This window comes from Jiella sonneratiae, assembly GCF_017353515.1.
GTDB classification, from domain to species: domain Bacteria; phylum Pseudomonadota; class Alphaproteobacteria; order Rhizobiales; family Rhizobiaceae; genus Jiella; species Jiella sonneratiae.
This window is the reverse complement of record NZ_JAFMPY010000008.1, coordinates 138,614-152,219: the sequence shown is the minus strand read 5'-3', so window position 1 is coordinate 152,219 and position 13,606 is coordinate 138,614. Positions and strand designations below refer to the sequence as shown.

The 13,606-nt window shown below is 68.6% G+C and carries 13 protein-coding genes and 1 riboswitch; of the genes, 9 read left to right on the top strand and 4 right to left on the bottom strand.

Annotated features, from left to right (window positions below; genetic code table 11):
- The first annotated feature begins 138 nt into the window (after positions 1 to 138).
- Positions 139 to 1,602 (top strand): YARHG domain-containing protein, encoded by a 1,464-nt coding sequence (locus J1C47_RS10085; RefSeq protein WP_207350627.1) that lies wholly within the window; start codon positions 139 to 141, stop codon positions 1,600 to 1,602.
- The gene (locus J1C47_RS10080; RefSeq protein WP_207350626.1) at positions 1,586 to 2,428 is read left to right on the top strand and encodes a M15 family metallopeptidase; all 843 of its coding nucleotides are present in this window, start codon (positions 1,586 to 1,588) and stop codon (positions 2,426 to 2,428) included. Before J1C47_RS10085 ends, J1C47_RS10080 begins: the two co-directional genes overlap by 17 nt.
- A 211-nt stretch (positions 2,429 to 2,639) precedes the next feature.
- Here the strand turns inward: J1C47_RS10080 and J1C47_RS10075 are convergent, their stop codons facing one another.
- The 4 genes from J1C47_RS10075 to J1C47_RS10060 all read right to left on the bottom strand — a co-directional run bounded on the left by J1C47_RS10075 (position 2,640) and on the right by J1C47_RS10060 (position 6,474).
- Positions 2,640 to 3,272, bottom strand: a complete 633-nt coding sequence (locus J1C47_RS10075) for a nucleoside/nucleotide kinase family protein (protein ID WP_207350625.1) — start codon at positions 3,270 to 3,272, stop codon at positions 2,640 to 2,642.
- 91 nt (positions 3,273 to 3,363) lie between these two features.
- Positions 3,364 to 3,744, bottom strand: a complete 381-nt coding sequence (locus J1C47_RS10070) for a hypothetical protein (RefSeq protein WP_207350624.1) — start codon at positions 3,742 to 3,744, stop codon at positions 3,364 to 3,366.
- A 172-nt stretch (positions 3,745 to 3,916) separates the two neighbouring features.
- Positions 3,917 to 5,395, bottom strand: coding sequence for an alkaline phosphatase D family protein (locus J1C47_RS10065; protein WP_207350623.1), 1,479 nt, complete (start codon positions 5,393 to 5,395; stop codon positions 3,917 to 3,919).
- A 128-nt stretch (positions 5,396 to 5,523) separates the two neighbouring features.
- Complete coding sequence (locus tag J1C47_RS10060) at positions 5,524 to 6,474, bottom strand: cell wall hydrolase (RefSeq protein WP_207350622.1); 951 nt, start codon at positions 6,472 to 6,474, stop codon at positions 5,524 to 5,526.
- A gap of 326 nt (positions 6,475 to 6,800) precedes the next feature.
- A riboswitch (guanidine-I (ykkC/yxkD leader) is annotated at positions 6,801 to 6,905 on the top strand.
- Between the two features lie 109 nt (positions 6,906 to 7,014).
- Between J1C47_RS10060 and J1C47_RS10055 the strand changes: the two genes are divergently transcribed.
- The 7 genes from J1C47_RS10055 (at position 7,015) to J1C47_RS10025 (ending at position 13,569) form a co-directional block, all read left to right on the top strand.
- On the top strand, positions 7,015 to 8,088 hold the full coding sequence (locus tag J1C47_RS10055) for a putative urea ABC transporter substrate-binding protein (protein ID WP_207350621.1): 1,074 nt from the start codon (positions 7,015 to 7,017) through the stop codon (positions 8,086 to 8,088).
- Between the two features lie 93 nt (positions 8,089 to 8,181).
- Positions 8,182 to 9,231, top strand: a complete 1,050-nt coding sequence (locus J1C47_RS10050; RefSeq protein ID WP_207350620.1) for an isopenicillin N synthase family dioxygenase — start codon at positions 8,182 to 8,184, stop codon at positions 9,229 to 9,231.
- Complete coding sequence (locus J1C47_RS10045) at positions 9,224 to 9,925, top strand: hypothetical protein (RefSeq protein ID WP_207350619.1); 702 nt, start codon at positions 9,224 to 9,226, stop codon at positions 9,923 to 9,925. The genes J1C47_RS10050 and J1C47_RS10045 overlap by 8 nt, the downstream gene beginning before the upstream one ends.
- Positions 9,916 to 10,737 carry an ABC transporter permease gene (locus J1C47_RS10040; RefSeq protein WP_207350618.1) on the top strand — a complete coding sequence of 274 codons (822 nt, stop codon included), beginning with the start codon at positions 9,916 to 9,918 and terminating at the stop codon, positions 10,735 to 10,737. The genes J1C47_RS10045 and J1C47_RS10040 overlap by 10 nt, the downstream gene beginning before the upstream one ends.
- Positions 10,734 to 11,576 carry an ABC transporter ATP-binding protein gene (locus J1C47_RS10035; RefSeq protein ID WP_207350617.1) on the top strand — a complete coding sequence of 281 codons (843 nt, stop codon included), beginning with the start codon at positions 10,734 to 10,736 and terminating at the stop codon, positions 11,574 to 11,576. Before J1C47_RS10040 ends, J1C47_RS10035 begins: the two co-directional genes overlap by 4 nt.
- 26 nt (positions 11,577 to 11,602) lie before the next feature.
- Entirely contained in the window at positions 11,603 to 12,823 is a 1,221-nt protein-coding gene (locus J1C47_RS10030) for an agmatinase family protein (RefSeq protein ID WP_207350616.1), read from the top strand.
- 263 nt (positions 12,824 to 13,086) lie between these two features.
- Entirely contained in the window at positions 13,087 to 13,569 is a 483-nt protein-coding gene (locus J1C47_RS10025; RefSeq protein ID WP_210382287.1) for a hypothetical protein, read from the top strand.
- The last annotated feature ends 37 nt before the right edge of the window (positions 13,570 to 13,606 follow it).

Here is a 13,606-nt window from a genome sequence, read left to right as displayed (position 1 = left end):
CAGCTGGCGCAGGGTGAGGCCGCCATGCGACGTAACGTCAATTCGATCGACAGGCCGCTGGCGTTCATGCTTAAACCTGCCGGGCGACGCTCCATCCGGCCGCCCTCGCGACGGTGCTCTTCGATGCCCGGTGATGTCATGACGTTCAAGGTCTTTCGCCCGAACCGCTCAGGCTTCGGTTTCGCCTGCCTTTTCCTCCTCGCGCTTCTGCTATTTCCCTCCGCCGCCTCGGCCGCCCCGCGCTACGAGCGGTGGGAGCTCGAGGTCCTGATCAACCTGCAGAGCCTCCAGTCGGACCGCCAGTGCGTGCCGAACGGCGGCCAGCAGCAGATCCAGATCCTCGGCGTTTCGAGCGACGACACGCTGCTGTCGCCGGAGGAAAAGACCTCGGTCCTCTCCGACCTGTCGGAGCTGATCTCGACGCGGACCAATGCCCGGACCACCAAGGCCGACAATTTCCAGTCGATCGCCTCGAGCTACAGCGGCTTTTCGGAAGCCAATTCCCGCGAGCTCGACCAGCTGATCGAGCGGGCCTCCAGCGCCGACATCACGGTGCTGGTGCGGCCCTACCGCGACCGCGGCGCCAGCGTCGACGCCGAGATCCGCCTGTGGGCGCGGGGCGCCGGCGGCGCTGCGCCGGGGCTCAACTGCGTCCAGTCCTTTTCCGTCGAGATTCCCACCAAGGAGGAGGATCCGGCCTGCGCCAGCGCCTTCGCCAAGGCCCGGCAGGACAACGACCCGGCAAGGCTCGAAGCGTTTCGCGACTTCTTTCCGCAATGCTCGCAGACGGCCGAGGCCGACCGGCTGGTCACCGAGCTGAAGGCGAGCCAGGCCCAGAAGGCCGAGCGGGAACGATGCGAGCGCAACTTCGCCAGGGCCCGGGCGGACGGCTCGGTGGCGGCCTATTCGGCCTATCTCGACGAGAACATCGACTGTCCGGGGCGCGACGTCGTGATGGCGCTGCGCGACCAGGCGGCCAAGGGCGCCGCCTGCGAGACCGCCTATCGCGACGCCCGGCGGCTCGACACGGCAGGGGCCTACGAAGCCTTCCTCACCGACAACCGGGCCTGCCCGCAGGCCGACACCGCCTCGGCCTTCCTGACGATGAAGCGGCAGGACGAGGAGCGGGCGAAACAGGCCGAGGCCGATCGCGCCAAGGCGCTGGAAGAGGCCAAGGCGAACGCGGCGAAGGGCCAGGCGCAGCAGAGCACGTCACAGACCTCGCAGCAGCAGGCGGGGCTTCCGACCGACCGGTCGCAGTCGAACTATGGCGGCCAGCCCGGCTATTCCCAGCCGCCCGTCTACAATCCCCCCGTCTACAATCCGCCGCCGAGCTACGAGCCGCCGCCCTCCAGCAGCCGGCCGGCCTATGCCAGCTATCGCGGCTATCCGATTCCCTCCGACCTCGCGGGCAGCACCTGCGGCCGGCTCTGGTACATGCGCAACCTGCTCTTCGATCTCGCCGGCTACTGCTTCAAGACGTCGAAGGCGCAGCGCTACTTTTCCAATGCCGGCTGCAGCGGCGGGACGCCGCGCGGCTCGGACGCGAGCGAGGTCAGCCGCATCCAGGCGGAGGAGCGGCAGAATGGCTGTTCGAACTAGCCTCCACGCCCTGTGGCAGGCCGCAGCGGTCTCCGCCTTTCTCCTGCCGGTCGTCGCCGCCGGCACCGCTTCGGGCGCGTTTGCCGCGTCCTCCGTGCCGCTCTTCGACCGGCTGGAGGCGCTGAGCGCCGCCTATCCCGGCGCCGTCGCTTCGATCGAGCCGGACGCCGTCGTGATGGCGGGCGGCAGCCGCATCGCCATCGACGACGGCAGGGCGAAGGACCACGAGGCGAAGCTCGCCGACGCCGACCTCGAGGACATGCTGTCGCAGATCTATCCGATCGGCGCCTGCGACACCGGCCGGCCGCCGCCGCGCAATTTCGATCCGGGGCGCATCCGCGACGACGCCTTCTTCCGCGCCCTCTACGGGGCCGCGAAGCCGGCGGCCGCGAGTCGCCTCGTCACGGTCGACTGGTTCGGCGCGAAGCTCCCCTTCAGCCGGGTCGGCGGGGCCGACGAGGCTTTACGCGCCGTGGAGAAGGAGCTTTCCGCCGATGCGGCGCTGAAGAAATATCTCGTGCCCTCGGCCGGCACCTTCAACTGGCGGGTGGTCGCCGGCACCAGCCGGCTCTCGGCCCACAGCTTCGGGGCGGCGATCGACCTCAACACAAAATTCGCCGACTACTGGCTGTGGAGCGGCGGAAAGCCCGGCAACGTCCCGCATTACTCGAACAAGTTTCCGAAGGCGATCGTGACGGCCTTCGAGCGCCACGGCTTCGTCTGGGGCGGCAAGTGGTATCACTACGACACCATGCATTTCGAATACCGGCCCGAGCTGATCGCCATCGGCCGGCTGGCCGAGGCGCGTGGCTGTCCGCCGGAGTGACGCCGCACGCCTTTCGCCGAGTGGTCCGATTCCGACATTTGGTACCGTCTTGTGGAGACCGCACAGCAAATGTCGGAATCGAAAGACCACTCGCCAAGATTATGATCCTAGTGGACTTTTCGAATTTGACGTTTGATACGACGCCTCACCCGATCGGGACTCAAACGTCAAATTCAATCCACTAGCGCAGCGCGGGCCGGCCTTTCACATCCTATGCGACGATCGTGTAGTCGGCAGCGACGCTGCGCCCGAGCACGGTGCGCATATTGGGAAGGTCGTTGCCTTCGAGCTTTGCCTCGAGCGCGTCGCCGGCAAGGCCGTAGCCGACCCAGCGGGCGGTGAGGCGCTGGCGCAGCGTCGCTTCGGGAACCTCGATCATTGCGGTGACGTCGAAGAAGCGGCGCATCGGCGCCCAGGCCGGGTCGTCGAGGAGAAGATAGTTTCCTTCGACGACGACGGTGCTAACGTCCGGCCCGATGATCCGCGCGCCGGCGCGGGCGATCTCGATCGCCCGGTCGAAGACCGGCACGGCGATCTCCTCGTCCGGGCTCTCCCGCAGCCGCTTCAGCGTCGTGGCGAAACCGCCGGTGTCGAAGGTGTGAGGGGCGCCCTTGCGCGGCCTGTGCCCCCGCGCGTCGAGCAGCATGTCGTCGAAATGGAAGCCGTCCATCGGCAGCACCGCCGCCGTGCCCGGGGCCCCGCGGCCGAGTTCCTCGGCGAGCCAGTCGGCCAGCGTGCTCTTGCCTGCTCCCGGCGAGCCGGCGACGGCGACGATCCGCCGCCGGGAAGGCGCAAGGCCGCGGAGGCGGGCGACGAAATCTTCTCGGGTGAGCCTTGTGGTCATGGCGCCTCGATCCGCAGCCGGAGGAAGACGCGCAGCATTACAGCATCGGTGCTGGGAGTGGAATTCCGCGCAAGACCCTGGGGCCGTCGGATCAGTCCGTCCGCCGCCTGACGAAGACGGGCCGATAGCCGCCGGGCAGGGGCCTGATCGCCGCGATGCCGAAGAGCCGCGAGACGTCCAGCTCGATCCGACCGGTGCCGCCGTCCTGGCGTGGCGATGGGAGCGCCGGCTCTCCCCGCGCGAAAGACGGCGGGACGCTGCGCGCCATTCGCCGCAAGCCGCGGAGCGTCGCCTCGCCCGCCGAAGGGCTCTCGCGCAGCGCGGCGCCGTCCTCCCGGGCTGTCGCCTCGGCCGGCACACTTGGCAGGTCGACTTCGCAGGTTGCTGTATCTCGGGCCATGGACCAACCGTCGACTTTTCTTACGCTGAGGGAGATCGGGCGATCCTGCATTCGTTTCTGCAGCGTGGTCAATATAAATCCGTTCACTATATTGCGAAAAATTTCAGCAGATTGATGACGAAACGACACTATTCGCCGAGCATCAGACTGGATAATCGCAACCTAACCTTGCGTCGAACTTGTCGTGATTCTTCCGCGGCGAGTGCTGGCCGCACGGCATCCATGCCCGTCGCGCTCGCTGCCCTCAGATGGCGAGGGACCGGGTCCGGCCGAACCGTTCGAGCTCCCATGCGGCGGACCAGCGTCCGTCGCGGCGTTCGAGGACGAGATAGTTGCGCTCGGCGGCATAGGTGGTGGCGTAGCCGGGGACCGGGCGGATGCGGATGCTGCGTCCCTTCAGCGGGCTCTCCCCGAAGCGGGCGAGCAGTCCGAGCACTTTCGGATAGCCGGGATGCGGCGCCGGATGGGCGATTCCCGAGGCAACGAGCTGATGCATCGTGCCGCCGCCCTTCAGCGTCATCTCGCCGCGCGTCGCGAGATGGATCTCGCCGGAGAGCACGGTGAGCGCTCCCTTGCCGCTCTCCTGCCAGCCGGCGAGCAGCGACAGGAAGCGTCGCCATTCCGCCCGGTGGGTCCGGCTCTGCCACTGGTCGCGCAGGTCGTCCTCGTATTCGCTGGAACCCGGCAGCACGTCGGCGACGAACTCCGCCCAGGAAAGCCGCGGGCCGAGCGCCGGGACGCTCGACATCATCAGGATGCGGTCCTGCGGCGGGGTCGTCGCGAAGGCCGTTTCGAGAACCCGCCAGCCGCTCTCGCCCATCACGCGTTCGAGCCGCCGCTCGCTGCGAAGGTCCGGCGAGATCACCGAGAGGCCGGGATAGCGCACCGCCGTGCCGAGATTGGCGCCGGTGGCGTCGAAGCCGTTCGGCGAGGTCTCGCCGGGCGAGACCGCCATCTGGAAGACCAGGAACATCTCGCGCGCCGCGGCGAACATCGCCCGCCCCACCGGGCTGTCGAGCATCTCCGGCGGATGGCTGCCCCAGCCGTCGACGATGTCGTGGTCGTCCCACATCATGATCGAGGGAACGCTCGCCGCGAGGCTGGCGAAGGCCGGGCGCGAATACGTGACGAGGTAGCGCTCGAAATAGAAGCGGCGCAGCGCCTCGGCGACCTCCGGCGTGAGTTCGACGGCGCCCCGCTCGGTCTTCGGCATGGCCGCCCAGCGTTCCACGGTGGGATGGCAGTGGAGAACGTCGTCGGCATAGAGCTGGTCGCCGCCCTGGAGGAGCAGGGCGAAGGGCGCGGCGGCGTTTTCGTCGGCGAGCCGTTGCCAGATCGCGTCGCGTTCGTCGAGACCGCGGTCGAGGTCGCCTTCCTCCTGGCCGTTGCAGGAAACATAGGCGATGCGGATGTCGGCGATGGCCGGCGATCGCACGCTGCGGCCGACACCGTCGCACTCGTAGGTGCCGGTTACGCCGCTGTTCAGGGAAAAGTCGTAGGCATGGACGGTGCGTCCGAACGCGTCGGTGACGATTTCGGGCGACACGGTCCCCGCCTCGGTCACGAGCGTCGGCGGAGCTTCGCCCGTCGGCCGCACGACCAGCGCCCGCAGAGCATCGGCCCTGCCGTCGCCGCCCCGCGAAAAGAGCACCGGGCCGACCCTGTCGGGCACTCTGCTCGTGCCGGTCCGCGCCGGGAGCGCCTGCCCATCCCTGCCTGCCATCGGTCAGCTCTTCGTTACGCCAGCCTGCGTCTCACCGCCTTGCGGCGGTTGCGCCACTGCCGCCGCATATAGGGGCGAGGCGGTGCTTGCCAGCGTCGAAGGTTGCAGCGCGACATCGCGCCGGCGTTCTACCAGCGCCGCAGCCAGGCGTCGGCGCCGTCCTTCGGGCCGTCGCCCTTGCCGCCGCCGCTCTCGGAAAAGCCCATCCCCGTCCCGACGCCCGGCAGGTTCTCCGCCGAAGCTCCGTCGGCCGCCGGCCGTTCGTCCGGCGCCGCATCGGCGAGGCGCGCGCTGCGGCCGTCGTTCCCCTCGCCGGCATTGGGTCCAGCCTGCTTGCGGCTGCGGAACATGCCGAGGAAGGGGCTCTTCGGCTCGGGCGTCGCAGTCGCGGCTTCGGCCGGCCGTTCGCCCGGAACCGGCGCCATCGCCGCTTCGCGCATCTTCGGCTCGGCATAGCCGATCGCCGTCGTGCTGCCCGTCGCCTTGTCCCGCGCCGTCGAGGCGGTGCGCAGGGTGTCGATCGCGCCGGTCGCGTTCTGGGCCTCGCGCACTTCCGCCTGGGACGTCATCCTGAAGCCGGGGTTCAGCCGCCGCGAGACCCGCTCGTAGAATGCGTTGCCCCCGGCGATCGCGGTGTAGTTCATGTTGCGGTAGCCGAAATGCATGCCGGCGGTGTGGAAGTATTTCGCCTTGTCGACGCCCCGGTGCCGCGCGCCGGAAAGCACGCGGGAGGCGACCTTCATCGCCAGATCCTTGCCGGCGTTCATGTCCCGCGTCATCACGCCCGCGGCGAACTGGCCGGGCTGTCCGACCACCTCGCAGACGTCGTTCGGATAGTCCGGCGACTCGACCCGGTTCATCACCACCGTGCCGACCGCGAGCATGCCGTCCTCGCTGGAGCGGTTGGATTCGAAATACATCGCCCGAGCGAGGCATTCCTGGGCGGGGCCGAAATCCCGCGTCGCGATGGCGTCGAGGGCCTCGTCGGCGCCGGGCGCCCCGACGCAGCCGGCAAGCGGCAGGGCGAGGGCGCAGAGGAGGGCGCGGCGGATGGCGATAACGGCGTGTGTCGTGCTCATGACAAACCCGTGATCGCAGATTGGGGCAGGAAGTCGACACATTTCGTCACAAAGCGAATCCGGCGGGGCGAGTGTTGCCGCCCTGCCGCAGCCCGGCGGCGCCAAGCCGCCCGGCGCGGCCCCGGCGTGCCAAGCGTTTCGCGGCACGACCGTCTCCGATGCGACGGCCCGGTCTGCACAATTTTCGCCCGCCGCTGCGCAAGCCTTGCGCAAGCTGCAGCGCGTGCGGCCCGTGCGCGCCGGGGAGGGCGGCTTAGCGTGAGGCCGAATCGTGCCGGCGCGGCCGGCCTGCCATGGCTGGCACGCATCTTGGATGGTCTCTTCTCGTGCGGTGCGTCTAGGGTTCCGGTGCCTTTCGAGGGCATGCTGGTCCGAGAGACGCACTCCCCGCGGGCTGCGGGGAGACACGGCGGGCCAAAATCCCGGGAGAACGCCGCACGGACCCGCGTGGAAGCGGGCCGTCTCCCGGTCCTCTTCAGTGCGCGACGTCCTTCACGAACCGGCCGCTCCGGCCGACGCGACGAAGAAGGAAGAAGCCGCATGCGAAATCTCGCCTCCGCCCTGGCGCTCGCCGTCTCGCTCCTCAGCCTTCCAGCCATCGGCACGGGGACAGCCGCGGCCGCGGAGAAGAAGGACTTTTCCGTCTGCTGGTCGATCTATGCCGGCTGGATGCCCTGGGGCTACATGCAGGATTCCGGCATCCTGAAGAAGTGGGCCGACAAATACGGCATCGCCATCAAGGCCGTGCAGATCAACGACTACGTCGAGTCGATCAACCAGTACACCGCCGGCCAGTACGACGGCTGCGCCATGACCAACATGGACGCCCTGTCGATCCCCGCCGCCGGCGGCGTCGACACCACCGCCCTCATCGCCGGCGACTATTCCAACGGCAATGACGGCCTCGTCCTGAAGAACGAGACCGATCTCGCGGCGGTCAAGGGCCAGCGGGTCAATCTCGTCGAGTTCTCGGTCTCCCACTATTTCCTCGTCCGCGCCCTGGAAAGCGTCGGCATGACCGAGCGGGACATCACCACGGTGAACACCTCCGACGCGGACATGGTCTCCGTCTACGGGACGCCGGAGGTCACGGCGGTGGCGACGTGGAATCCGATGCTGTCGCAAATCGTCGACGACCAGGGCGGCCATCTCGTCTTCGATTCCTCCAAGATTCCCGGCGAGATCATCGACATGATGGCGGTCAACACTGAGACGCTGAAGGACAATCCTAACTTCGGCAAGGCACTCGTCGGCGCCTGGTTCGAGGTGCTCGACCTGATGAAGTCGGATACGCCGGAAGGCAAGAAGGCGCTGGAGGCGATGGCGGCGGCGTCCGGCACTGACCTTGAAGGCTACAAGAGCCAGCTCGCCGCGACCGCGCTGTTCTACACGCCGAAGGATCTCCTCGCCTTCACCAGCGGCGGCCAGCTGCCGAAGACCACGAAGTTCGTCGCCGAGTTCCTCTACGATCACGGCATCCTCGGCCAGGGCGCGCCGAGCCCGGAATTCGTCGGCGTGACCTTCCCCGACGGCTCGACCTACGGCGACACCAACAACATCAAGCTGCGGTTCGACGACAGCTTCGTCAAAATGGCCGAAACCGGCGGCCTCTGATCCGGCTCGGATCCGGCCGCCCGACCCGCCGCCGCGGCATGCCCCGGCGGCGGCCCGCCCCTTCTTTCGACCCCCCATGACGGAGCCACGCGGATGGCACAGCAGGCCGCTTTCACCGAACTGCCGGTCGTCGACGTTTCCGGCCTCTATTCGTCCGATCCCGCCAACCGCGAAAAGGTCGCCGAAAAGCTCGGCCGGGCGGCCGGCGAGGTCGGCTTCTTCTACGTCACCGGCCATCCCGTCGATCGCCGGCGGCGCGAGGCGCTGCTTTCCGCGACGCGCAGCTTCTTCGCGCTGCCCGAGGAAGCGAAGATGGCGATCCATATCGGACGCTCCGGCAACCACCGCGGCTACGTGCCGGAGGGCGAGGAGGTGATGGTCGGCGGCAAGCGCGACCGCAAGGAAGCGCTCGACCTCGGCCGCGAGGTCGCCCCCGACCATCCGGATGTCGTCGCGGGTACGCCGATGATCGGCCCGAACCAGTGGCCGGAGCTTCCCGGCTTCCGCGAGGCGGTGGAGGGCTATTACGACGACGTGTTCGATCTCGGCCGGCACCTCCTCAAAGGCTTTGCCCTGGCGCTCGGGGTGGAAGAGACCTTCTTCGACGGCTTCGTCACCAACCCGCCGAGCCAGCTGCGGCTGATCCACTACCCGTTCGATCCGAGCGCCGAGGACGTGCAGGGGATCGGCGCGCACACCGACTACGAATGCTTCACCCTCCTCTTGCCGACGGCGCCGGGCCTCGAGGTGATGAACGGCGACGGCGAGTGGATCGACGTGCCGCTGCTCGACGACGCCTTCGTCGTCAACATCGGCGACATGATGGAGGTCTGGACCGGCGGCCGCTTCGTGGCGACCTCGCACCGCGTGCGCAAGGTGAAGGAGGAGCGTTATTCCTTCCCGCTGTTCTTCGCCTGCGACTACCACACGGAAGTGGCGCCGCTGCCCGAGGTCGCAGGTCCCGCGCCGTCGCCGCGCTACACCCCGATCCGGGCCGGCGATCATCTCTACGCCCAGACCATCCAGAGCTTCACCTATCTGCGCCAGCGGCTGGAGCGGGGCGAACTGGTCCTGCCGGAAGGCTCGAAGGCGCTCTCCTCCTTCGGCCAGTCGGCGCGCCGAAAGCCCGCCGCGAATGCTTGAGGCGCTGCCCCCCGTTCCCTCCGCCTATCGCGGCCTGTGGGAGCGCACCGCGCTGCAGCGGTCCGGCCCCGGCCTTCTGACCGACGACCGGCCGGCGCGGGTGTTCTGGCTGCAGACCGAACGCTGGCATGCGGATCTCCGCGTTCCGCTCGACCGGCCGCCGATCGACGGCTCCGCCGGGCTGGCGGGGCTCGGCGATGCCGACCTCGCCTTGCTTGCCGGCCAGGACGCCTTCTGCGGCCTGACCCGGGTGGAGGGGCCATACTGCAGCTGGCTGAGGCTGTTCGACCTGCGGCCCGTTGCGGCGCCCGACATCGGCCGGATGGAGGTGTTCGAGGAGCGTCTCGTCGAGCACGGCGTCACCGAGGCCTACCGCGAGGAATGGACGCTCGTCGCCGGTTCGCGCGACGGGTTCGAGGTGGCGGCGCGGGGCCGGGCGTCCGGGCCGCCGGCGGAGATCCTCCTCACGGCAGGAAGGTTCCGCATGCGGATCGAGCCGCGGCCCGCCGCGCCGCCCGGCATCGATCCCTTTGCGCCGGTCGCCGCCCTCGACCGCGCCGCCCTCTTGTGGCGGAGCTCGATGGTCGCGTCCCTCGAAGAGAAGAGCGCCGCGGGCTGGCAGGTCCGCCTCTCGACCCATCCCTGGCTGGAAGGCCGGATCGTCCCGGAGGAGGAGGCGCTGCCATGCGGCTGATCAATCTGCGCCCGACCCGCGCCGGGGCGGTCTGGCTGGCGGTGCTTCCCTTCGCCGCCCTGGTCGCCGCCTATGTGATCGCCAGCCAGATCCGGCTCGCCGAGAACCCCTCCGACAAGCTGCTGCCGTCGCTGGCGACGATGGGCCAGTCGATGTGGGATCTCGCCTTCACGCCGGATCGCCGCTCCGGCGATCTCCTGTTCTTCGCCGACACCCTGGCGAGCCTGGAGCGCCTTTTCGCCGGCCTCGGCATTTCCGCCGCCATCGCGCTCGTCGTCGGCTGCCTCGCCGGCTTCTTTCCCTATGCGCGGGCGCTCTTCGCCCCCTTCGTCGCCGCCTTCTCGCTGATTCCGCCGATCACCATCCTGCCGATCCTCTTCATCACCCTCGGCCTCGGCGAGGCGGCGAAGATCGGGCTGATCGTCATCGGCACCACCCCGGCGATGATCCGCACGCTCGCCCAGGCGGTGCTCGCGATCCCCGAGGAGGAGATCGTCAAGGCGCAGACGCTCGGCGCCTCGAGCTGGCAGATCATCGCCCGCATCTTCCTGCCGCAGGTCTGGCCGGTGCTGATCGCGGCATTGCGGATCGGCCTCATCCCGGCCTGGATCTTCCTGATCTCGGCCGAGGCGATCGCCGCGACGGAGGGGCTCGGCTACCGGATCTTTCTGGTGCGCCGCTATCTCGCGATGGACGTCATCCTGCCCTACGTCGCCTGGATCACGCTGCTCGCCTATGTGACGGACCGGTGCCTGTCCTTCGCCTCGCGGCGGCTGTTTCCCTGGGCCCATCTCAAGGGGGCGAGCCTTTGAGCTTCGTTGCGGTCTCAAACATCGCCAAGCGCTACGGCGACGCGCCGATTCTCGAGCGCCTGTCCCTCGACGTCGAAAAGGGCGAGTTCGTCACCATCGTCGGGGCGTCGGGCTGCGGCAAGTCGACCTTCCTCAGGCTGCTGCTCGGGCAGGAGCGGGCAGATCGCGGCACGATCGCGATCGAGGGAGCGCCGATCGCTCCCGAGCCGGGACCGGACCGCGGGGTGGTCTTCCAGAAATATTCGGTGTTTCCGCATCTGACGGTCATCGACAATCTCGTCCTGCCGGCGGAGATCGAGGCATCGCCGTTCTTCGGCCGGCTGTTCGGCGGCCGGCGGCGCAAGGCGCGCGAGGAAGCCGAGGCGCTGATGGAGAAGATCGGCCTTTCCCATGCGGCGCGCCGCTACCCCGCCCAGCTTTCCGGCGGCATGCAGCAGCGCCTCGCGATCGCCCAGGCGCTTTTGAGGAAGCCCCGGATCCTTCTTCTCGACGAGCCCTTCGGCGCCCTCGATCCCGGCACGCGCCAGGACATGCACGTCCTCATCGAGGACATCTGGCGCGAGACCGCGATGACCATCTTCATGGTCACCCACGACATAAAGGAGGCCTTCAAGCTGGGCACGCGGCTTCTGGTCTTCGACAAGATCCGCCACGATCCGCAGTTTCCCGCGGCCTACGGGGCGACCGTGACCTACGATCTGCCGCTCCACCGCAAGGCCGCGAATGCGGCCGGCGAGGGGACCGGGCCATCCCCGCACGAGACCGCCGATCTCGAAGCGACACTTTCCATGCCGGCGAGCCCGCGCCGCGAGCGCGCCGCCCCGGCCATCGGGCAATGACGGCCATCAGCGAGGAGAAGCCTTTCATGCATGAAGACATCCGTTTCGACGCCCCGTCGCGCCGCGGCCGCAGGGCCGGCGCCCGCATCGGGCCGGAGCGCGCCCACCGCCACCACCCGAATTTCGACGCCAAGGAGACGCGCGGCTGGAAGGCGCTGGAGGCCGAGGACAAGCTCTCCGGCGAAGGCTGGAAGCGCGAGGTCAAATGGGCGCTCGACATGGGCCTGCCCGGTGCCGACTCGATCACCGACAAATCGATCCCGACATTTGCGCGCGGTGAGCTTCCGCATTTCGCCGGCATCAACACCTTCCTCAAGGCGCCCTATGTCGAGAACGTCCGCGACGTCGGCAAGTACGACGCCGCCGTCCTCGGCATTCCCTTCGATTCGGGCACGACCTACCGGCCCGGCACCCGTTTCGGCCCGCAGGGCATCCGCCGCATCTCGGCGCTCTACACCACCTACAACTACGAACTCGGCGTCGATCTCAGGGAACAGATGACGCTGTGCGACGCCGGCGACGTCTTCACCATTCCCGGCAATCTGGAAAAGAGCTTCGACCAGATCTCGCGCGGCGTCAGCCACGTCTTCTCCTCCGGCGCCCTGCCGGTGATGCTCGGCGGCGACCATTCGATCGGCTTCCCTTGTGTGCGCGGCATCGCCGAATGCACCTCGAAGCGCATCGGCATCATCCATTTCGACCGGCACATCGACATCCAGGAAAAGGATCTCGACGAGCGGATGCACACGACGCCCTGGTACTGGGCGACGAACCTTCCGAACGTCCCGGCGGTGAACCTCGTGCAGCTCGGCATCGGCGGCTGGCAGGTGCCGCGCCCCGGCGCCAAGGAGGCCTTCCGCCGCCAAACCAACGTCCTCACCATCGAGGACATCGAGCAGTACGGCCTCGAAAAGACCGCCGAGATCGCGCTGGAACTCGCCTGGAAGGACGCCGACGCGGTCTACATCTCCTTCGACGTCGACTCGCTCGACTGCGGCTTCGTGCCGGGGACCGGCTGGCCGGAGCCGGGCGGCTTCCTGCCGCGCGAGGCGCTGAAGATCCTCGGCCTCGTCTGCGCGCCGGGAATCTGCGGTCTCGAAGTCGTCGAAGTCTCGCCGCCCTACGACACCTCCGACATCACCGCGCTGATGGGCGTCAGGGTCTGTGTCGAGGCGCTCGGCTCGATGTGCGCCCACGGGACCATCGGCAAGCACAAGGCGATCATCGACAAGCCGGTGGCGTTCTGACGAGCCGCGTTGCCTTGGGTGAAGTGGGCGAAGATGCCGGGAGGGAGATCGCCGATCTTCCCTCTGTGCCGAGGCGCGCCCCCCCGGCCCGCCCGGCCCCGGGGGGGGGCGCCCCGCGCCCGGCCCCAAAATCCCGCCCGTGGGGGCGCGGCCCCCCCGGGCGGGCGGGGCGGCGGGGGGGGGGCGCCTCGGCGCGACTTCCCAAACTTTCCGGCAGCGCGGCACGATGCAGCATTGAACAGAAGGCAAGAGGAGACGCCCCCATGCATCGCGGCGACGGCGATCACTTCCACCCCTACGACGTCTCTCACGGCGGCGGCCACTCTCACGGCGCCCACGGTCACAACCATCGCGGCACCGCCCAGTGGCAGGTGCCGCACAAAGGCGATCATGAGCCCGAAGACGACGACCACCATCATCACGAGGCCGATCTCGACCTTGTCGAGAAGGCCTTCGTCGAGGGCTTCCAGTCGGCCCCCGATCCGACCAGCTTCCTGCGGCTCGCCGGCATCCCCTTCGAGGCGAGGCTTTCCGACGGGACGGAGCTGAGGCTGCTTCGCGTCTCGCAGGAGCGGCGGGTCGACATGGGCTCGCTCACCCCGCATCTCGGCGGACGGACGTTCCGCTACGATCCGCTGCCGGCGCAGATGGTGTCGAAGCGCGACCACCTCGTCTTCGTCTATTTCGACGGCGAGTCGACCCGGCAATACGCCTTTGAGGACGCCCGCGCGCTCGGCGGCCGGTGAGGCGATGGGCTCTTGAGCGCCACCGCTGAGCGGCCTC